This window comes from Glycomyces lechevalierae (assembly GCF_027622945.1).
Lineage (GTDB): Bacteria > Actinomycetota > Actinomycetes > Mycobacteriales > Micromonosporaceae > Glycomyces > Glycomyces rutgersensis.
In genome coordinates, this window is sequence record NZ_JAPZVQ010000010.1 from 52,312 (window position 1) to 70,790 (window position 18,479).

At 71.6% G+C, this 18,479-nt stretch carries 18 protein-coding genes and 1 riboswitch; of the genes, 11 read left to right on the forward strand and 7 right to left on the reverse strand.

What is annotated here, in order from left to right; translation table 11 throughout:
* Positions 1–15 precede the first annotated feature (15 nt).
* Positions 16–1,608, forward strand: coding sequence for a glycoside hydrolase family 43 protein (locus tag O2L01_RS16290; RefSeq protein ID WP_270123032.1), 1,593 nt, complete (start codon positions 16–18; stop codon positions 1,606–1,608).
* 255 nt (positions 1,609–1,863) lie between these two features.
* Complete coding sequence (locus O2L01_RS16295) at positions 1,864–2,088, forward strand: CsbD family protein (RefSeq protein ID WP_270123033.1); 225 nt, start codon at positions 1,864–1,866, stop codon at positions 2,086–2,088.
* 77 nt (positions 2,089–2,165) lie between these two features.
* Here O2L01_RS16295 and O2L01_RS16300 read toward each other — a convergent pair whose 3' ends face one another.
* Positions 2,166–3,227 (reverse strand): LacI family DNA-binding transcriptional regulator, encoded by a 1,062-nt coding sequence (locus O2L01_RS16300; protein WP_270123034.1) that lies wholly within the window; start codon positions 3,225–3,227, stop codon positions 2,166–2,168.
* A 113-nt stretch (positions 3,228–3,340) separates the two neighbouring features.
* Positions 3,341–6,268, reverse strand: coding sequence for a glycoside hydrolase family 2 TIM barrel-domain containing protein (locus O2L01_RS16305; protein ID WP_270123035.1), 2,928 nt, complete (start codon positions 6,266–6,268; stop codon positions 3,341–3,343).
* A gap of 20 nt (positions 6,269–6,288) precedes the next feature.
* On the opposite strand from O2L01_RS16305, the gene O2L01_RS16310 reads away from it, so the two are divergent.
* On the forward strand, positions 6,289–6,471 hold the full coding sequence (locus tag O2L01_RS16310) for a hypothetical protein (protein WP_270123036.1): 183 nt from the start codon (positions 6,289–6,291) through the stop codon (positions 6,469–6,471).
* 185 nt (positions 6,472–6,656) lie between these two features.
* Here O2L01_RS16310 and O2L01_RS16315 read toward each other — a convergent pair whose 3' ends face one another.
* Positions 6,657–7,307, reverse strand: coding sequence for a hypothetical protein (locus O2L01_RS16315; RefSeq protein ID WP_270123037.1), 651 nt, complete (start codon positions 7,305–7,307; stop codon positions 6,657–6,659).
* A 216-nt stretch (positions 7,308–7,523) separates the two neighbouring features.
* Here O2L01_RS16315 and O2L01_RS16320 point away from each other — a divergent pair, with 216 nt between their 5' ends.
* From O2L01_RS16320 to O2L01_RS16335, 4 genes are all read left to right on the forward strand, one after another.
* Complete coding sequence (locus O2L01_RS16320) at positions 7,524–8,468, forward strand: DMT family transporter (RefSeq protein ID WP_374727687.1); 945 nt, start codon at positions 7,524–7,526, stop codon at positions 8,466–8,468.
* A gap of 82 nt (positions 8,469–8,550) precedes the next feature.
* Positions 8,551–9,039 (forward strand): hypothetical protein, encoded by a 489-nt coding sequence (locus tag O2L01_RS16325; RefSeq protein ID WP_270123039.1) that lies wholly within the window; start codon positions 8,551–8,553, stop codon positions 9,037–9,039.
* 167 nt (positions 9,040–9,206) lie between these two features.
* The gene (locus O2L01_RS16330; RefSeq protein WP_270123040.1) at positions 9,207–9,998 is read left to right on the forward strand and encodes an SGNH/GDSL hydrolase family protein; all 792 of its coding nucleotides are present in this window, start codon (positions 9,207–9,209) and stop codon (positions 9,996–9,998) included.
* A gap of 196 nt (positions 9,999–10,194) precedes the next feature.
* The gene (locus O2L01_RS16335) at positions 10,195–10,974 is read left to right on the forward strand and encodes an SGNH/GDSL hydrolase family protein (protein ID WP_270123041.1); all 780 of its coding nucleotides are present in this window, start codon (positions 10,195–10,197) and stop codon (positions 10,972–10,974) included.
* A gap of 54 nt (positions 10,975–11,028) precedes the next feature.
* Here the strand turns inward: O2L01_RS16335 and O2L01_RS16340 are convergent, their stop codons facing one another.
* From O2L01_RS16340 to O2L01_RS16350, 3 genes are all read right to left on the reverse strand, one after another.
* Complete coding sequence (locus O2L01_RS16340; protein WP_270123042.1) at positions 11,029–11,619, reverse strand: hypothetical protein; 591 nt, start codon at positions 11,617–11,619, stop codon at positions 11,029–11,031.
* A gap of 55 nt (positions 11,620–11,674) precedes the next feature.
* Positions 11,675–11,905 carry a hypothetical protein gene (locus tag O2L01_RS16345; protein WP_270123043.1) on the reverse strand — a complete coding sequence of 77 codons (231 nt, stop codon included), beginning with the start codon at positions 11,903–11,905 and terminating at the stop codon, positions 11,675–11,677.
* A gap of 104 nt (positions 11,906–12,009) precedes the next feature.
* On the reverse strand, positions 12,010–14,145 hold the full coding sequence (locus O2L01_RS16350; RefSeq protein ID WP_270123044.1) for a RecQ family ATP-dependent DNA helicase: 2,136 nt from the start codon (positions 14,143–14,145) through the stop codon (positions 12,010–12,012).
* A gap of 56 nt (positions 14,146–14,201) precedes the next feature.
* Here O2L01_RS16350 and O2L01_RS16355 point away from each other — a divergent pair, with 56 nt between their 5' ends.
* The gene (locus O2L01_RS16355; protein WP_270123045.1) at positions 14,202–14,798 is read left to right on the forward strand and encodes a DUF1349 domain-containing protein; all 597 of its coding nucleotides are present in this window, start codon (positions 14,202–14,204) and stop codon (positions 14,796–14,798) included.
* 138 nt (positions 14,799–14,936) lie between these two features.
* Here the strand turns inward: O2L01_RS16355 and O2L01_RS16360 are convergent, their stop codons facing one another.
* Positions 14,937–15,329, reverse strand: coding sequence for an MGMT family protein (locus O2L01_RS16360; RefSeq protein WP_270123046.1), 393 nt, complete (start codon positions 15,327–15,329; stop codon positions 14,937–14,939).
* 120 nt (positions 15,330–15,449) lie between these two features.
* Positions 15,450–15,552: riboswitch (TPP riboswitch) on the forward strand.
* Between the two features lie 32 nt (positions 15,553–15,584).
* Between O2L01_RS16360 and O2L01_RS16365 the strand changes: the two genes are divergently transcribed.
* Genes O2L01_RS16365 through O2L01_RS16375 form a run of 3 tightly spaced genes read left to right on the forward strand, consistent with a single transcriptional unit; the run spans position 15,585 to position 18,440 of the window.
* Positions 15,585–16,199, forward strand: a complete 615-nt coding sequence (locus tag O2L01_RS16365; protein WP_270123047.1) for an ECF transporter S component — start codon at positions 15,585–15,587, stop codon at positions 16,197–16,199.
* A 7-nt stretch (positions 16,200–16,206) separates the two neighbouring features.
* On the forward strand, positions 16,207–17,646 hold the full coding sequence (locus O2L01_RS16370) for an ABC transporter ATP-binding protein (protein ID WP_270123048.1): 1,440 nt from the start codon (positions 16,207–16,209) through the stop codon (positions 17,644–17,646).
* Positions 17,643–18,440: an energy-coupling factor transporter transmembrane component T family protein gene (locus O2L01_RS16375; protein WP_270123049.1), complete on the forward strand. Its 798-nt coding sequence runs from the start codon at positions 17,643–17,645 to the stop codon at positions 18,438–18,440. The genes O2L01_RS16370 and O2L01_RS16375 overlap by 4 nt, the downstream gene beginning before the upstream one ends.
* Positions 18,441–18,479: the final 39 nt, after the last annotated feature.

Below are 18,479 nucleotides of genomic sequence, written 5' to 3' on the forward strand. Positions count from 1 at the left end.
GTTGAATCGAACCCTGTGACCGACGTGATCCGCAACCCGATCCTGCCCGGCTTCCACCCCGACCCTTCGATCCTCAGGGTGGACGAGGACTACTACGTGGCGACCTCGACCTTCGAATGGTGCCCCGGCGTCCGCCTGCACCACTCGCGCGACCTGCGGCACTGGCGGCCGATCGGCGGTGCGCTCGACGACGTGCGCCTGCTCGACCTCACCGGCGTCCCCGACTCGGGCGGCGTGTGGGCGCCCGACCTCACCTACGCGAACGGCCGCTTCCACCTCGTCTTCTCCGTGCTCGACAACTACGCCTACGGCTACAAGGACTGCGCGAACTACCTCACCACCGCCGAGTCGATCGACGGGCCCTGGACCGATCCGGTCCGCCTGCCGGGGCGCGGTTTCGACGCGGCGCTCTTCCACGAGGACGACGGCTCCACCTGGCTGCTCAACATGATCACGGGCTTCCAGGGCATCGAGATCCAGCGGCTCGACGACGGCAAGGCCGTCGGCGATCCGGTGCTGCTCCTCGAATCGAGCCCCGCGGGCGTCACCGAAGGCCCGCACCTCTACAAGCGCGACGGCTGGTACTACCTGCTCTGCGCCGAGGGCGGCACCGGCTTCAACCACGGGGCGATCGTCGCCCGGTCCCGAAACCTCTTGGGCCCCTACGAGCTCGACCCGAACGGCCCGCTGCTCACGACCCGCGACAAGCTCGACCTGCCGCTCCAGAAGGCCGGCCACGGCAGCCTCGTCGAGACGCCGGCCGGCGAATGGTTCATGACGTACCTGGCCTCGCGGCCCTACACCGAGGTCGAGGACGGCCTTCCGGACGACGCCCGCGGCCGCGACGCGACCGGCCGGTGCGTCCTCGGCCGAGAGACCGCCCTCGCCGCCGTCTCCTGGATCGACGGCTGGCCCCGGATCGACGGCGCCGCACCGGCTCTGGAGGTCCCCGCCCCGCACCTGCCCGCCCACCCCTGGCCCGAAGCCCCGGCCCGCGACGACTTCGACGCCCCGGTCCTCGACCACCGCTGGGCCACGCTCCGCCGCCACGCCGGCCCGGACTGGCTCAGCCTCACCGACCGGCCCTCGCACCTGCGCGTCCTCGGCGGCCAGTCCCCGCACGGGAAGCGCACGCCGAGCCTGCTCGCGCAACGCGTCACCGCGAAGCGCGGCGTCTTCGAAGCGGGCGTCGAATTCGACCCGCGGACCGCCGACCAGTGGGCCGGGATCACCGCCTACTACAACGCCTTCAACTGGCACAGCCTGCACATCGGCCTCGACCAGGGCCGCCGCGCGCTCACCCTCGAGACTTCCGACCGAGGCCGCCGCACCGCCACGCCGATCGCCGCAGTCGGCCCCCGGCTCGACCTGCGCATCGTCTTCGACGGCCCGGTCCTGCGCTTCGCCTACCGCGACGGCGGCGCGTGGAAACCGGCAGCGGCCCAAGCGGACGCGACGATCCTCGCCGACGAGCACGCCACCTGGATCGACCCCGGCCTCGTCCACGCCTTCGGTTTCACCGGCGCCTTCGTCGGCCTCTGGGTCCAAGACCGCGCGGCCGAAGGCGGCTTCGCCGATTTCGACTACGCCGCTTACACCATCGGATGATCCGACCAGCCGTCACGGTTTCGGGACGGGACGCGACTCCCCGCCGCACTCCAGGCCGCCTCCGAAGGGCGGCCGGGACGCGGAGCTTCGTGAGCAGCCGAGGCGGGGATCCGGAATGGGACCCGCGGGACCCGGCCGGGAGCGTCCGTCACGCCCGCCGAATGAGGCCCCCGACCTCCCTGACCTGCGGAGGTGTGCGAAGAATCGGATCGGGTATCCATGGCGCAATCACCGTTCGAGAAAGGACGGAAGACCATGGGTGGAATCGACAAGGCGAAGGACAAGACCGAGCAGCTCATCGGGCGCGCCAAGGAGAAACTCGGCGACGCGACCGACGACGAGAGCATGGCGAACGAAGGCCGTGCGCAGGAGCTGAAGGGCAGGGCGAAGGAGGAGTGGCACGACCTGAAAGAGAAGGGCGATGACAAGCTCCACGACGCCAAGGAACACCTCACCGACAAGGACGAGGGCCGGCGCTGACCGGACGCCCACTCGGCGGATCGCAAACCAACGGGGCCGGGCCGCTTTCGAGCGGCCCGGCCCCGAAACGCTGTCTTCTAGCGGCGCGGCGGGGGCGCGACGGTCTCGCGCACCACGATGTGGGTGCCGAGCACGACCTGGTCGGAGCCGGTCGCCTCGCGGCGCAGCCCGAGCCGCACGGCCTCGCGGCCGAGCTCCTCGTGCGGGACGTGCACGGTGGTGAGCGCCGGGGTGAGGTCGGAGGCGAGCGGGATGTCGTCGAAGCCGACGACGGACATGTCCTTGGGGACGTCGATGCCGGCCTCGCGCAGAGCCTTGAGGACGCCGGCGGCGACCATGTCGGTCGCGCCGAACACGGCCGTGACGTCGTCCCGCTTGGCGATGAGCTCGCGGGTGAGCTCGTAGCCGCTCTGCTTGGAGAAGTCGCCGGGGATGATGAGCGCGTCGTCGATCGGGACGCCGTAGTCGTCGTGCGCGCGGCGGAAGCCCCGCACGCGTTCGTCCGTAGTGGACAGTCCGACGCCGATGCCCATGTACGCGATGGTCTTGTGCCCGGCCGAGAGCAGGTGCGAGGTCATGGCGTACGCGCCGCCCTCGTTGTCGTAGTGCACGACCGTGGCCGGGACGTCCTCGCCGAGCGAGGGCCGCCCGCACAGCACCAGCCGCGAGCCCGAGCGGTCGAGCGCGGAGGCGAAGTAGCGCATCCGCTCGTTGTAGTTCCCGTCGTCCCAGGCCCCGCCGACGACGATCACGGCCTCGGCGTGCTGCTCGCGCATGAGCTCCACGACCGCGAGCTCGCGCTCCGGGTCGCCGTGGGTGGTGCACAGCAGGCACAGCCGCCCTTCGGAGGCGGCCTGCTGCTCGACGCCGCGCGCGATGTACGCGTAGAAGGGCCCCGTCACGTCGTCGACCACGAACGCCACGGTCTTCGTCGTCGCCCCGGCCAGCGCGCGGGCGTGCGCGTTGACCACGTAGTCGAGTTCCCGCATGGCGCGCAGCACCTTCGCGCGGGTCGCGGGGGCCACCGGGTAGTTCCCGGCGAGGACCCGCGAGACCGTCGGCACCGACACGCCGGCCCGCGCGGCCACGTCCCTGATGGTGGGGCGCTTGCCGGTATCGGCATTCGACTTCTTGGGCACTGGGGGCCTTCTCTCACCGTTCTCGGGGTTGCGACGGGTTCGCACCCAGGGTAGTGCACGTTCGCGTATTCCTTTGTGTGCACGTCATGGTGCGCGAACCCGTCGCATGGCGCTTACTCGGTCACTTCGAAGCCCAGCGTGAAGGCCGCGGCCTCCGGCAGCAGGCGGTGCTGGGGGAGGACCCCGGGGCCGCACGCGGCCGAGCCCACGCCCTGCAGGCCGGCGTCGAGGTTGACGTAGAGGCGGTCGCGCTCGACGAGGTCGTGCGGGTGCCTGGCCGCGTCGAGGTCCTCGCTCGTCCACGGGCGCACCGTGAACGCGAACTCGGGCGCGCCGAACACCTTGAGGGTCCTGCCCTCGCCGCTGAGGCTGGCCCAGCGCACGTCGATGCGGGAGCCGTTCTCCTGCGGGAACACGTACGGGGTCTGCATCCCGGCCACGGTGGACCGGAACCGGCCGACGCGGGCGGCCGCGCGGGTGTCCGCGTAGGCCTCGCCGGGGCCGCCGCCGAACCACTCGACCTCGTTGAGGCCCTTCGGGACGGAGGCGCGCACGCCCAGGCGCGGCAGCGGGAAGTCCCACTTGCCCTCCGGGGCGACCTCGACGGTGAGCCAGAGGCGGCCGCCTTCGCGCCGCCACCGGTAGACCGCGCCCATGGCGATCGCGGCGCCGCCGGCGCCGACGCGGGTCGCCACCGTGAGACCGTCCTCAGTGGACTTGATGCCGAGGACCTTGTGCTCCAGGCGGTACAGGGCCGCGTTGCGGTCCCGCCACTCGTTCACCAGCGGCACGCCCCAGCCGAGGAGGTCGTTGTCCGTGGGGGCCCGCCACAGGTCGAGGCGGGGGCCTTCGACCTCCAGCCCGCCGATGGCGGTGAGGCGGCCGAGCGCGTCGAACGCGGCGTTCCCGAGGCGGTAGCCGCGGTCCTCGGCGACGGCCGGGGTGCGCTCACCGGCCGCGACGGGTGCTGCGGCCGCGAGCTGCCCTTGGCCCCAGGCGATCTCGTGCCCGGCGTCAGCCCAGGACTCGTCCTTGGCGAGGACCGCTCGGACGGTGAGCCAGCGCTCGCCGCCCGCCGCGCCGAGTGCGGCGACGGCGGCGGGGAACTCGACGATCGCGGATTCGCCTGCGGCGACGGCGCGGATCTCGAGCTCGCCCTCGGCGACGGTGACGCCCTCGTCCTCGACGGCCCAGGTGTACTTGAGGTCCCCGGTGTCGGCGAAGTCGCGGAGGTTCGCGACGGTGACGGCGCGCGAGCCGGGCTGGACGGTGATGCGGACGGGCTCGACGACCTTCTTGAACTCGACGAGGCCGGGGGAGGGCTCGCGGTTCGGGAAGATGAGGCCGTCGATGACGAAGTTGCCGTCGTGGATCGGCTCGTCGAAGTCGCCGCCGTAGGCGAACCACTCGCGGCCGTCCGCGGTGTGCAGGCGCACGCCGTGGTCGATCCACTCCCAGATGAACCCGCCCTGGCAGCGCTCGTGCTGCTCGAACAGGCGCTGGTACTCGCTCATGCCGCCGGGGCCGTTGCCCATGGCGTGCGCGTACTCGCACAGCACGAACGGGATCTCGTGGCGGCGGTGGTGGTCGAGCGCGGGGTCGTTCGTGGGGGCCTCGCTCTTGAGGCCGATGCGGTCGGTCTCGGCGTGGTCGGCGTACATGCGGCTGTACATGTCGGTGTAGCCGGAGTCCCAGTCGCCCTCGTAGTGGATGGGGCGGCCGGGGTCGCGCTCCTTGGCCCACTGGGACATCGCGGCGAGGTTGGCGCCGGTGTGGCTCTCGTTGCCGAGGGACCAGATTATGACCGAGGCGTGGTTCTTGTCGCGTTCGACCATGCGCGCCATGCGGTCGAGGTAGGCCTCTTTCCACATGGGGACGTCGCTGGGGTTGTCGCGCCACTCGTGGTGGACGAAGCCGTGGGTCTCGAGGTCGCACTCGTCGATGACCCAGACGCCGATCTCGTCGCAGAGGTCGAGGAAGCGGCGGTCCGGCGGGTAGTGGCTGGTGCGCACGGCGTTGACGTTGTGCCGCTTCATGATCTCGAGGTCGCGGCGCATGGTCTCGACGGTGAGGGTGCGGCCGGTGTCGGGGTCCCATTCGTGGCGGTTGACGCCGCGCAGCAGGATCCGCTTGCCGTTGACCTTGAGCAGGCCGTCCTCGATCTTGACGGTGCGGAAGCCGATCCGCAGGGACACGCGCTCGGTGTCCGTGGCGACGACCGCGTCGTACAGGCGCGGGGTCTCGGCGGTCCACGGCTCGACGGCGACGCTGGCGGTCTCGCCCGCGGCGATGTCGATGCCCAGTTCGGGGACGGTGACGCGGGCGTTCGCGGCGATCTCGGACGCTACTTCAACCCTGAGGGTGCCGAGGCCGGTGGCGTGGTCGTAGTCGGCGTGCGCGAAGACGTCCTCGATGCCCTGCTCGGGGCGGTGGACGAGGGCGACGGGGCGGAAGATGCCCGAGAGCCACCACATGTCCTGGTCCTCCAGATAGGACGCGGCGGACCACTGGTGGACGCGGACGGCGATCGTGTTCTCGCCCGCCGCAAGGTGATCGGTGGCGTCGAACTCGGTGGGGAGGCGGCTGCCCTTGCCGTCGCCGAGGAGGGTCCCGTTGACCCACACGGCGAACGCGGAGTCGACGCCCTCGAAGCGGAGGACGGTGCGGCCGGTGGCCGGCCACTCGGCGGGGAGGGTGAAGGTGCGGCGGTACTCGCCGGTGGGGTTCGCGTCGGGGACCCGGGGCGGGTCGACGGGGAAGGGGTAGTAGGTGTTGGTGTACTGCGGCTTGCCGTAGGGCGCCGCGCCGTCGAGGTCGGTCATCTGCCACATCGACGGGACGGCGAGGGTGTCCCACGCCGCGGCGTCGAACCCGGGGGCCTCGAAGCCCTCGGTGGTGTCGTGGAGGCCGGCGGCCAGGTTGAAGCGCCACTCGCCGTCGAGGCTGAGCGCGGCGGCGTCGGAGGCCAGCGCCGCCCGCGGATCGCGCCGCCCGCTGCCTGGGCTAACGCTTTCCACGTACGTGAAATCGGTTCGGCTCATCGCCAGGTTCCCTTTCCAGTATGCGATCGGTCCGGCCGGCACTGGGCCAGCCGGACTTCCAGCCCGCGACCGCCGAGCTGCCGCGCGACTGCGCGGCCGCCTCGTCTCGGTTCGGCGATGCGGACCTGCTCATTGTCCGCCATGGCGCGGACGCGTCTACCGCGCCCGGTCCCGCCGTCTCGAATGGCAGGCCGATCGTGTAGATACCGGTTTCTATCTTAGGGGTGGCAGGTGAGGTGTCAATACCCGGGAGTCATTCATGTTCTGAGAGTGAACAGCGATGTCGGACCCCCGCGCTGTTTTTGTGCTCCGCTGACTTACGGCTCGCAAGCTTCGCCGAGGCCGGGTCCCTTAAGAGGGATTTATCGAGATAAAGCGGTATACATCCCTATTCCACGGGCTTGAGCATCGAAGAGAACACCACCGTGTCCTCCGGATAATGCTCCGCCGCGTACGCCTCCAGCTCCGGGGTGACCAACAGCGCGTCGATCAGCGCCACACCGTTCTGGTCGTCCGCGTAACCGCCGGACACGTACCGCGGGAACTCCGCCGTGATCTCGTCCGCGATCGCCTGCAGCTCTTCGGTGCTCAGGTCCTCGGCCGGGTCGCCGATCTCCGGGTCCTGGTACTGCAGCTCCGGGTAGTCGGCCATGTCGATGTCCGCCGTCGGTACCGGGTCCTCGGTGAGCACGAACGACTTCCCGTCGAACGTCCCCGTCACCAGGTACGAGCCCCACCGGACCCCCTCCGCCTCATCGTGCTCGACCGAATCCCAGTCCCAGCCCGACACCGGCAGCCCCCCGCACTGCGGCGGATACGACTCCGCCACAACGCCGCACAGCTCCGCCGCGTCGCGCTCGACCCCCTGGAGCACCGTCAGCGCCCCCTGGTAGACCACCGCGTCCGCCGGCGCCGTCGTCTCACCCGTTTGCGAGTCCGCGGCCGTGTCCGCGTCGCCCCCGGACGAGCCCGCGTCGTTCGCACCCTGCCCGCACGCCGCCAGCATCAGCACCGCGGCGACCGGGATGAACCGTTGCATCGTCTTGTGTCCCATCATGTCCCTTCGACGCCGCGCACCCGGATCCGGTTCCCGCCCCAGTCGGGATCCCCCGGGATCACCGCCCAACAACACCGTCGAATAACGGATAACCCGCGACCCCCGCCCGATGCTAGGTTTGGCCGGGCGCCACCAGCGCCCGAGCCCCGGAGCCGCCCGCCCACCCAAGGCGCTCCGCCGCGCCATCGTGAGGAGCCACTGCCCGTGAGCGACAAGTTCAACCCCCGCGCCGCCATCGCCATCGGCATCACCGTCCTGTGCTGGGCCTCGGCCTTCGTGTCCATCCGCGACGCCGGCCGCCACCTCGACCCCGGCCCGCTCACCCTCGGCCGCGCCGGCACCGCCGCCGTCGTCCTCCTCGCCGTCTGGGCGATCCGCCGCGAAGGCCTCCCCAAACGTGCCGCCTGGCCCGGCATCATCACCGCCGGCATCCTCTGGTTCGGCGTCTACATGGTCGCCCTCAACTGGGGCGAGCAGCTCGTCGACGCCGGCACCGCCGCCCTCATCGTCAACATCGGACCCATCCTCATCGCCCTCCTCGGCGGCTGGCTCCTCAAGGAGGGCTTCCCGCCCCGCCTCTTCCTCGGCATCACCGTCTCCTTCGCCGGCGTCGCCGTCGTCAGCCTCTCGATGTCCCGCGACGGCGCCTCGTCCGTCATCGGCGTCCTGCTCTGCCTCGTCTCGGCCATCACCTACGCCATCAGCGTCGTCGTCCAGAAGCCGACCCTGAAGCACTGCTCCTCGCTCCAGTTCACCGCCTTCGGCAACGCCATCGCCGCGGTCCTCTGCCTGCCGTTCGCGCCGCTCCTGTTCTCCCAGTTGGAGTCCGCCCCGGTCTCGGCGACGCTGCACGTGCTCTACCTCGGCCTCTTCCCGACCGCGCTGGCATTCCTCACCTGGGGTTACGCCCTGCGGTTCACCACCACCGGGAAGCTCGGCGCGACGACCTACGTGGTCCCGGCGATCGTGGTCGCCCTGTCGTGGCTGCTCCTCGGCGAGGTCCCGACCTGGCTGACGCTCGCGGGCGGCGCGCTGGCGCTCGTCGGCGTGGCGATCTCGCGCTCGCGGGGCCGCAAGCGGGTCGACGCCCCGAAGCCGCCCGTGGAGGCCACGGACGCGGCCGCTCCGGCGGCGAAACCCTAAGCCCGCCAAGCGCTCGGCGAGGCGTTCGAGCCGGGTCTTCCAGTCCGCCTTCGCGGCGGCGACCTCCTCGGCCGAGCCGAGCTTGGCGATCTCGATCTGCACGGCGGTCTTGTCCTCGCCCTTCGCGGTGAGGTTCGCGAGCACACGCGTGCCGTCGGAGGCGTCGAACCGCACGGACTTCGGCGGGGCGGCGCTGCGCTGGGTCAGTTCGAGGTCGCCGAGCCATCCGGCCTGCGCGGCCGGGTCGGCGAGCTGCTCGAACGCGGCGTTGATCGAGCCGGGCACGGTCTTGGAGGCGTTGGCGCTGAACGTGCCGTCGGGCCGCTGCCCGGGTTCACGCAGGCCGCGCTCCTGCTCGTACCCGACGGTGATCGACTGGGCCCACCAGCCGTCGACCTCGAACTCGCTCACCAGCATCCGCGCGATCGCGGTGTGGTCGAGCCCGGCCGCGTCCCGTTCGTCGAGGAGCGCGAGCCAGGTCTTCCAGTCCGCGCCGGTGCCCTCGATGAGGGCCTGGTCGGACATGGTCAGGCGGCGCGGTGACGTCGATGCACCCATGGATCCAGCGTAGGGGAGGAGCGGGCCGCAGGAGTCCGGTCTCGAAACCGCGCCGGGCCGGGCGGAACGGCCGCCGCGTCGGGTCTCCGACAGTTTTGACCATATATGGCGATTTCCTCCGTGATCGTCACCGTTCGGGCATTAACGTTCCTCCACGAACCCGATCGGAACGGAGCCCGCATGAACCCTGCCCGCCTCGCGGCCGCGGCCCTCGCCGCCACCGCCGCACTCGTCCTCGCGCCCGCCGCGGTCCAGGCGCTGCCCGAACCGATGCACTATGTCGCCCTGGGGGACTCGTACTCCTCCGGGACCGGCACCGGCGAGTACTTCGACGAGGAGTGCCTGCGCTCGGCCAAGGCCTACCCGCGGCTCCTCGCGACCGGCCTCGACGCCGACCTCGACTTCGCGGCCTGCTCGGGGGCGACCACGAACGATCTCCTCACCAAGCAGCTCGGCTCGCTCGACGCCGAGACGGACCTCGTCACACTCACCATCGGCGGCAACGACATCGGCTGGGCGGAGGCCGTCAAGGCCTGCCTGACACCGCTCACGAACTGCATCGACGAGATCGAGGACTCCGAGGCGATCGTGCGGGACGAGCTGCCCGGGCTCCTCGACGGCGCGTACGGCGCGATCGAGAACCGCGCCCCGAACGCGGACGTGTACGTGCTGGGCTACCCGCGCCTGTTCAACGGCGAGCGCGCCTGCGGGGCGCTCAAGCAGCCCAACGTGGTCGAGCAGACCCGTATGAACGAGGCCGCCGACGGGCTCGCCGAGGTCGTCCGGGACAAGGCCGAGGAGCACGGCTTCACCTTCGTGGACGTGCGCGACGCCTTTGCGGGGCACGCGATCTGCGACGACGTCGCCTACCTCAACGGCTTGGCCTACCCGACCGTCGAGTCCTACCACCCGAACGCGATGGGCCACCGCAACGGCTACTACCCGGCGGTCGCCCGCGCGCTGGACTACTAGCGGCTCCACAACTGACCGATCGGCGGGGCGGCGACGCCGCCCCGCCGATCGCCTGCGGCGCAACGTCCGCTAGGCCGCAAATAGAATGAGATATGTAAAGTTCCCGATTTGTGACGGTGCAGGGGTTCCCCGCAAGTTACTCGCGAGTTCACAATATGTGGCAAGTCAACGACGACTCGCGAAGGAACTTCCCCCCATGCATCGACTTCCCCGGGCGGCCATCGTCGCCGCCGCCACCCTCGCCCTCCTCGCCGCCCCCGTCGCGGCCCACGCGCAGGACACCATCCACTATGTCGCCCTAGGCGACTCCTACTCCTCGGGCTCCGGCGCCGGCCCGTACCAGGACGCGGCCTGCCAGCGCTCCACCAAGGCCCACCCGTCGCTCCTCGCCGCGGAGCTGGGCGCCGAGTTCACCTTCGTCGCGTGCGGCGGCGCGACCACGGACGACGTGCTCGCCGAGCAGGTCCAGGCCCTTACCGCGGAGACCGATCTCGTCACGATCGGCATCGGCGGCAACGACATCGGCTGGACCGAGGCGATCACCGCGTGCATCACCCCGTTCAAGAACTGCTATCCGGCGATCCAGGAGGCCGAGCGCAAGGCCGCCGAGGAGCTGCCGGCGAAGCTCGACGCGGTCTACACCGAGATCGAGACGCGCGCCCCGGACGCCGAGGTCGTCGTGACCGGCTATCCGCGGCTGTTCGCGGCGCGGAACACCTGCGACGCGCTCGGGTCGATCAGCATCGCCGAGCAGCAGCGCATGAACACCGGCGCGGACCTGCTCTCGGCGGTGATCGAGGAGGCCGCGGCGGCGCACGGCTTCGCCTATGTGGACGTGCGGGACGAGTTCACCGGCCACGAGGTCTGCTCGGCGCAGCCGTGGCTGCACGGCTTCACCCTCACTGACGTGCCGTACCACCCGAAGGCCTCCGGACATCTCGCCGGATACCTCCCGGCCGTGCTGGGCGCCCTGTAGCGCATGGGGGAACGGGCCCGGCGGTGGTCCGCCGGGCCCGTTCTCGCGTGCCGATCAGGCGTTCCAGTTGTCCGGGATCGCGGCGAAGGCCGGGTCGACGGTGGCGTAGCGCCCCACGTTCCAGGTGAAGGCGCGGGCGCGCGAGAGCGGGTGGTCGGGGAACTGGGCGTCGAAGGCCGGGTCGTCGCCGCGGTGGAACGGCAGGCGCGACTGGAGCTGCGGGTCGAACGGGTGGGGCAGCGTCCAGTTCTCGAAGCCGAACTGCGGCATGAGGGTCGCCTCGCGCATGCCGGTCATGCCCTGCTCCTTGGCGAGGTACATGAGCTGCGCGTACTGGGGCGCCTTCGCGAGCGTGAACATGGCCATGAAGAGCTGCCCGGCCGGCGCGTTCGGGAGCGGCAGTTTGATGAGCTGCCGCACGGCGGTCACGCCGCCGAGGTTGACGAGCTCGACCTCGATGAGGCAGCCCTGCTCGGCGTACATGCCGGCGAAGCCGCGCTGGAGGGCGTAGGGGTCGCGCAGCCATTCGCCGGGGAACGGGGTGCCTTGGGCGACTTGCACTTTCGCGACGTCGCCGGTGCGGGGGTCGGTCCAGGTCGTCGCATCCTGTTGCTGGAGACCATTGGTGTTGAAGGAGATGACCATTGGGCGACCCTAGCTCGCCCCGCCCACCGGGAGGCCCGGCGGACGGGGCGTGCGGTCAGACCCAGTAGGTGAGGTAGAGGTCCCAGCCGGCGTCCTGCTGCTCGCAGTAGTAGCCGTCGGCGTTCCCGCTGCCCACGGTCGTCTTCCCGACCGAGACGCACTCGGACTGCGTCGCATAGGTGTCGTGGTAGACCGGGAAGCCGTCCGCCGCCTGGGCGGCGGAGGCCGTGCCCGCGGCGAGCGCGAGTCCGGCGAACGCGGCCGCCGTGATGGTGCGAATCTTCATGTGCGCCTGCTCTCCTGAGTGGATTTTTTCAGTGCTGCAACGATGTTCGCCCATCACGGCCCGCTTGTCCAGATCCCTTGCGGCGCTGCGGACCCGTGTCGAGGTCAGGCCTGCAATGCGAGCGCCAGCGGGTACACCGCCGCCGCCCCGGCTTCGCGCAACCGCATGGCGGCCACGGTCATCGACCAGCCGCTGTCGCGCACGTCGTCGACGAGGAGCACGCTCGGCCGTGCCTCCGACATCGGGACCGGGAAGTCCACGGTGAACGCGTGCAGCACCTGCTGGAGCCGCTGGGCGCTGTTGGCGCGGTGCCCGCCGCCGGTGTCGGAGGCGCGCCCGAGGGCGCCGAGGTAGTCCATGCGGCCGAGGCGCGCAAGGCGTTCGGCGAGCCCGTTGACGAGCTGCGGCCGCGAGAGCGAGCCCATGGAGACGACCGTCGAGGGCCGCTGCGCCCAGTCCCAGGACGCGAGGACCTGCACGACCGCTTTGAACACGTCCTCGGGGACCTCCCGGTCCGCGCCGTCGGAGAGGAGCTCGCGCAGCGGGCCGCCCCAGCCGATGTCCGAGAGGCGCGCCAGCGCCCGGCCCGTCTCGGCGCTCGCCTCGACCGGGATCTTCCCTTTCAGGTCGATGCCGATGGCCTGCAACCCGGTGGGCCACATGCGCTTCGGCTCGAACGGCACGCCCGGCTTCGACAGGGCCGCCGCAGCGCCCGCGGCCGCCTCCTCCGAGACGCCGGCCTCGGTGCGGGTGCCGGTGCAGTTGTCGCAGCGCCCGCACGGCGCGGCCTCGGCGTCGTCGAGCTCCTTGCGCAGGAACTCGAGCCGGCATGCGGTGGTCGACTCGTAGGCGAGCATCCGCCGCTGCTCGTGCTTGCGGGCGGCGTCCACTTTGGCGTACCGCTCGGCGTCGTAGGTCCACGGCTGGCCGGTGGCCTCCCAGCCGCCCTTGACGCGGCGCACCGCGCCGTCCACGTCGAGGACCTTGAGCATCATTTCGAGCCTGGTGCGGCGCAGGTCGACCCGCGTCTCCAGTGCCGCCGTGGAGAGCGCGCGGCCCTCGGCGTCGAGCACGTCGAGGGTGCGGCGGACCGCGTCCTCGGCGGGGAACGAGAGGGATCCGAAGTAGTCCCAGATCGCGCGGTCCTCGCTGCCGGGCAGGAGCACGACCTCGGCGCGGTCGCGGGCGCGGCCGGCGCGGCCGATCTGCTGGTAGTACGCGACCGGCGAGGACGGCGCTCCCAAGTGGACGACGAAGCCGAGGTCGGGCTTGTCGAAGCCCATGCCGAGGGCGCTGGTGGCGACGAGCGCCTTGATGCGGTTGCCGAGCAGTTCCTCTTCGCGCGCAAGGCGTTCGGCGTTGTCGGTGCGGCCGGTGTAGGAGGCGACGGTGTGGCCGCGCGAGGCGAGGTAGTCGCTGACCTCCTCGGCGGCGGCCACGGTGGGCGTGTAGATGATCCCCGATCCGTCCATGCGCGGGAGCCGCTCGTCGAGCCAGGCGAGTCGGTGCGCGTTGTCGGGCAGGTCCACTACGGACAGTCGCAGCGACTCGCGGTCGAGGCTGCCGCGGAGGACGAGCGTGGCGGCCCCGTCTGCCGTGTCGTCATGAGTTCTGTCGAGCTGCTCGGCGATGTCGTCCGAGACGCGGGCGTTCGCGGTGGCGGTGGTCGCCAGGACCGGGACGCTGCCGGGCAGGTCCTCGATGAAGGTGGCGATGCGGCGGTAGTCGGGCCGGAAGTCGTGGCCCCAGTCGGAGATGCAGTGGGCCTCGTCGACGACGAGCATGCCGCAGCCGGCGGCGAGCTTCGGCAGCTGGTAGTCGCGGAAGGCCGGGTTGTTGAGGCGCTCGGGGCTGATGAGCAGCACGTCGACGGCGTCCTCGGCGATGGCCTCGGCGATCGCGTCCCAGTCCTCGGGGTTGGCCGAGTTGATGGTGCGGGCGCGCACGTCGGCGCGCTCGGCGGCCTCGATCTGGTTGCGCATGAGCGCGAGCAGGGGCGAGACGATCACGGTGGGGCCGGCGCCGCGGCGGCGCAGCAGCGAGGTGGCCGTGAAGTACACGGCGGACTTGCCGAACCCGGTGCGCTGCACCAGGAGTACGCGGCGGCCGCTGCCGCCCGGTTCCTTCTCGCAGAGCGCCTCGATCGCCCGCCATTGGTCTTCGCGGAGCCGCGCGTGCTCGCCCGCGAGGGCGCGCAGCAGTGTCTCGGCTTCGTCTCTGAGCGTCGTAGTTCCTGCCATAGGGACCGTTCTACCGCACTGGTGTGACGGCCCGTGACGACAGTAGGCTCGGGGCGATGGACAACTTGGCACCGATCGAGATCCCTTGGAAGTCCGGCGCCTGGACGGCGCTGCCGGTCGCGGCGGAGGAGGAGTCAGACGGGCGGCTGCTCGTCACCGCCGCCGAGGGCAGCGACGCGTGGCGGCACACCGGTTACGGCTTCGTCCACGAGGACGAGCACGCGCTCCTGGAGGAGTGGGACGGCGAGCGGGCGGTCGAAGTGAGCTTCATCGCGGCATTCGAGGCGCAGTTCGACCAGGCGGGGCTCATGATCCGCGTCGACGCCGGGCGCTGGATCAAGGCCGGGGTCGAGTTCGCCGACGGCGCACCGCAAGTGGGCGCCGTGGTCACCGCCGGGAAGTCCGACTGGTCGGTCGCGCCCGTGCCCGACTGGGCCGGCCGCGAGGTGACCATCCGCGCCAGCCGCTTCGAGGACGCGGTCGTCATCCGCGCCCGGGTGGAGGACGAGCCGTGGCGCCTCGTGCGCCTCGCCCCGCTCGAACCCGGCGTCGAAGCGAAGGCCGGGCCCTACTGCTGCGCGCCGAGCCGAGCCGGCCTCACGGTCGCCTTCACGTCATGGCGCCGCACCGACCCGGACGAAGCGCTGCACTGATCCGCGGGCCCGGGCCTCGTCCGTGCCCCAGTGCGCGATCGAGGATTCCTCGGATCTTGTTCGAGGAACCGATGTCGCACCGGGGGAGTACTTTTACGCCAGGGGTCCCTAAGACCGGAAATATCATGATTTAGCGGGTTATTTCCAGTCGTCGCTGTCGTCTGGTGCCGGGTCGTCTGGTGCCGGTTCATCCTCGTCGAGCTCGGCCGCGAGGAGCTTCAGGTCGTAGACCGACATGCGCTGGGCGCGGTCGGCGCGGCCCTTGGCGCTCACCGTCACGCCGTCGGCGCGCAGGAGCTCGGGCACATCGCGCCCCGTGCGGCCGTCGGCCCAGCGGAACCCCTCCGAGACCGTGCCGCCCGCGGTGAGGACCCGGTACGCCCGCGCCACATTGCCGTCCCGCATGTACGCCCCGACCTGCCGCGGGCCCGTGCCGATCAGCTCCGCGAGGTCCCCGTACGACGTCCAGGTGCCCTCCGGCAGCGCCTCCACGACCCGCCGCACCCGCTCCCAATCCCGTTCAGTCGCCATCACGGCAATCTATCCGGCCCCGGCGACCGCGCCGCCATCGATCTCGCGCACGCCCGCCGAGCGTCCGAGGCCACCCGCTGGGATCGCTGGAGGTAACCACCCGCCTCCTGGTGTTAACGTCGAAACTGACAGGGGAGCCGATTGGCTGAGAGTGCGGAACCGACCGCAGACCCTCACACCTGATCCGGGTAATACCGGCGTAGGAAGTCGTCACCGCTGTCGCGCAATGCCCGCACACCTTTGAAAGGCAAGCCCATGCCCGACAGCCCCGCCCTCAACAGAGCCTCCTTGAACCCCAGCCGCTGGCGCACGGTCGACATCCTCACCTGCGCCGTGCTCGCCGTCGCCTTCAGCGTCGTCTTCTGGGCCTGGAACTTCGTCTGGGCCGCCCTCAGCCCGGCCCTCTCCTTCTACCCGCCGCTCGCCGCGGTCGTCTACGGCCTCTGGCTCATCCCCGCCGTCCTCGCCCCGCTCATCGTCCGCAAGGCCGGCGCCGGCATCTTCACCGAAGGCCTCGCCGCCCTCATGTCGCTGCTCCTCGGCTCCCCCTACGGCATGACCGTCATCTACCAGGGCCTCCTCCAAGGACTCGGCGGCGAACTGCCCTTCGCCGCGGGCCGCTACCGCCGCTTCGGCAACGCCACCGCCCTCGCCGCCGGCGCGCTCGCCGGCGTCGCCGGCACCCTGTGGGACGTCTTCTACTGGTACCCCGACGCCGACCTCTGGGCCTTCAAGGTCCCGTACGTCGCCATCGCCGCCGCCTCCAGCGCCATCGTCGCCGGACTCGGCTCCAAGGGCCTCGTCAAGGCCATGCTCCCCACCGGCGTCCTCGACCGGTTCCCCGCCGGCCGCGAACGGCAGCGGATCTGACGACGCCATGATCCCGGTCGAGTTCCGCGGCTTCGCCTGGCGCCACGCCGGACGCCGCGCCCAGGCGGTCACGGGCGTCGACCTCCGCGTCGAACCCGGCGAGCGGGTGCTCCTGCTCGGGCCCTCCGGGTCCGGCAAGTCCACCCTGCTCGCCGCGCTCGCCGGACTCCTCACCGAGGACTCCGGCGAGCAGGACGGCGACGTCCTCATCGACGGCAAGCCCGCCGCCGAGCAGCAGGACCGCGTCGGCATCCTCTTCCAGGACCCCGAGACGCAGCTCGTCATGGCCCGCAGCGGCGACGACGTCGCCTTCGGCCTCGAGAACCAGGCCGTGCCCCGCGACCGGATCTGGCCCCGCGTCCGCGAAGCCCTCGCCGCCGTCGGCTTCCCCTACGGCGTCGACCGCCCCACGCACGCCCTCTCCGGCGGCGAGCAGCAGCGACTCGCCCTCGCCGGCGTCCTCGCCCGCCGCCCCGACCTCATCCTCCTCGACGAACCCACCGCGAACCTCGACCCCGAAGGCGCCCGAGACGTCCGCGCGGCCCTGCGCACCGCGCTGGCCGACACCGAGGCCACCCTCATCGTCGTCGAGCACCGCGTCGCCGAGATCCTCGACCTGGTCGACCGCGTCATCGCCCTCGGCCCCGGCGGCACCCTCCTCGCCGACGGCCCCGCCGAGGCCGTCCTCGCCGAGCACGGCGACCACCTTGCCGCCCAAGGCGTCTGGGTCCCCGGCGTGCCGCTCCCCACCCGTCCGGCCCTTGCCGCGGGCGACGTCGCCCTGCACGGCGAATCCCTCACCCTCCTCCACCCCGGCACCGACCACCCCGCCCTCGACGACGTCTCCTTCCAACTGCGCCAAGGCGAACTGCTCGCCGTCACCGGACCCAACGGCTCCGGCAAGTCCACCCTCGCGCTCCTCGCCGGCGGCCTCGCCAAACCCACCCGCGGCCGCTCCACCGTCCCCGGCGAGACCCGGCCCCTCCACCGGCTCCCCGCCCGGCGCCTCGCCACGCGGATCGGCTCCGTCTTCCAAGACCCCGAGCACCAGTTCGTCACCGCGACCGTGCAGGACGAACTCGCCTTCGGGCCACGTCAAGCCGGCTGGCCCAAGGACCGCATCGACGCCCGCGTCTCGGAACTCCTCGAACGCCTTCGCCTGGCGCCCTTGGCGAACGCCAACCCGCACACGCTCTCCGGCGGCGAAGCCCGCCGCCTCTCCGTCGCAGGCGCACTCGCCGCCGCGCCCGGCGTGCTCCTCCTCGACGAACCCACCTTCGGCCAGGACCGGCGCACCTGGGGCGAACTCGTCGACCTCACCGCCGACATCCGCGACGAAGGCACCGCGCTCCTCGCCGTCACCCACGACCGCGACTTCGCCGCCGCCCTCGCCGGACGCGAACTCGTCCTCAACGCCGGCCGCATCGCCGAGGAACGCCGCCGATGACCATCAGCCTCGCCCCCGTCTGCGACGCCCGCGCCCCCATCGCCCGCGCCAACCCCGTCGCGAAACTCACCGCCGCCGTCGCCGTCTCCACCACCGCGCTCATCGCCTCCGACTGGCTCACCCCGCTGCTCCTACTCGCCGCGCTCCTCGCCGTGGTCCCCTTCAGCGGCATACGGATCGGCGCACTCGCCCGACGCCTGCGCTGGCTGTGGTCCGCGGCCCTCATCGTGGTGGTCGTGAACGCCGTCTTCGCCGCCGAGCAGACCGGCCGCATCCTCATCGCCCTTGGCCCCTTGGAGATCAGCACCGGCGCACTCCTCGACGCCACCGCCATCGGCCTCCGCGTCCTCGTCGCCGCCACCGCGGGCGTCCTCGGCTTCGCCACCACCGACCCGACCGACCTGGCCGACGCCCTCACCCAGCAACTCCGCGCCCCCGCCCGCTTCACCCTCGGCGCGCTGGCCGCCCTGCGCCTGCTGCCCCTGATGGGCGCGGAATGGCGCCAGATCACCAGCGCCCGCCGCGCACGCGGCCTCGAAGGCGGCTGGAACCCGGCGCGGCGCGTGCGGCTGTTCGTCTCGACCATGTTCGCCCTGCTCGTCGGCGCGATCCGCCGCGCAGGCCGCCTCGCGGCGGCCATGGACGCCCGCGGATTCGACTCGGAGATCCCGCGGACCTACGCGCGCGAGCAGCGGATGTACGCAGCGGACTGGGCCGTTATCGCGGGAGCACTGCTGGTGTGCGCCACGGCGGTCGCAGTGAGCGCCGCCTACGGCGTCTTCACGGCCTTCTGAGCCGGTCGCGGTCGGCCCGCACCGCTGATCGGTGTCGGC

What these genes read in the sequence shown, in the direction of transcription:
- O2L01_RS16355 (WP_270123045.1), top strand. Translation starts at nt 14,202, where the DNA reads ATGGACAACTTGGCACCGATCGAGATCCCTTGGAAGTCCGGCGCCTGG.
- O2L01_RS16310 (WP_270123036.1), top strand. Translation starts at nt 6,289, where the DNA reads ATGCGATCGGTCCGGCCGGCACTGGGCCAGCCGGACTTCCAGCCCGCG.
- O2L01_RS16330 (WP_270123040.1), top strand. Translation starts at nt 9,207, where the DNA reads ATGAACCCTGCCCGCCTCGCGGCCGCGGCCCTCGCCGCCACCGCCGCA.
- O2L01_RS16350 (WP_270123044.1), bottom strand. Translation starts at nt 14,145, where the DNA reads ATGGCAGGAACTACGACGCTCAGAGACGAAGCCGAGACACTGCTGCGC.
- O2L01_RS16340 (WP_270123042.1), bottom strand. Translation starts at nt 11,619, where the DNA reads ATGGTCATCTCCTTCAACACCAATGGTCTCCAGCAACAGGATGCGACG.
- O2L01_RS16360 (WP_270123046.1), bottom strand. Translation starts at nt 15,329, where the DNA reads ATGGCGACTGAACGGGATTGGGAGCGGGTGCGGCGGGTCGTGGAGGCG.
- O2L01_RS16345 (WP_270123043.1), bottom strand. Translation starts at nt 11,905, where the DNA reads ATGAAGATTCGCACCATCACGGCGGCCGCGTTCGCCGGACTCGCGCTC.
- O2L01_RS16370 (WP_270123048.1), top strand. Translation starts at nt 16,207, where the DNA reads ATGATCCCGGTCGAGTTCCGCGGCTTCGCCTGGCGCCACGCCGGACGC.
- O2L01_RS16365 (WP_270123047.1), top strand. Translation starts at nt 15,585, where the DNA reads ATGCCCGACAGCCCCGCCCTCAACAGAGCCTCCTTGAACCCCAGCCGC.
- O2L01_RS16305 (WP_270123035.1), bottom strand. Translation starts at nt 6,268, where the DNA reads ATGAGCCGAACCGATTTCACGTACGTGGAAAGCGTTAGCCCAGGCAGC.
- O2L01_RS16315 (WP_270123037.1), bottom strand. Translation starts at nt 7,307, where the DNA reads ATGCAACGGTTCATCCCGGTCGCCGCGGTGCTGATGCTGGCGGCGTGC.
- O2L01_RS16295 (WP_270123033.1), top strand. Translation starts at nt 1,864, where the DNA reads ATGGGTGGAATCGACAAGGCGAAGGACAAGACCGAGCAGCTCATCGGG.
- O2L01_RS16375 (WP_270123049.1), top strand. Translation starts at nt 17,643, where the DNA reads ATGACCATCAGCCTCGCCCCCGTCTGCGACGCCCGCGCCCCCATCGCC.
- O2L01_RS16335 (WP_270123041.1), top strand. Translation starts at nt 10,195, where the DNA reads ATGCATCGACTTCCCCGGGCGGCCATCGTCGCCGCCGCCACCCTCGCC.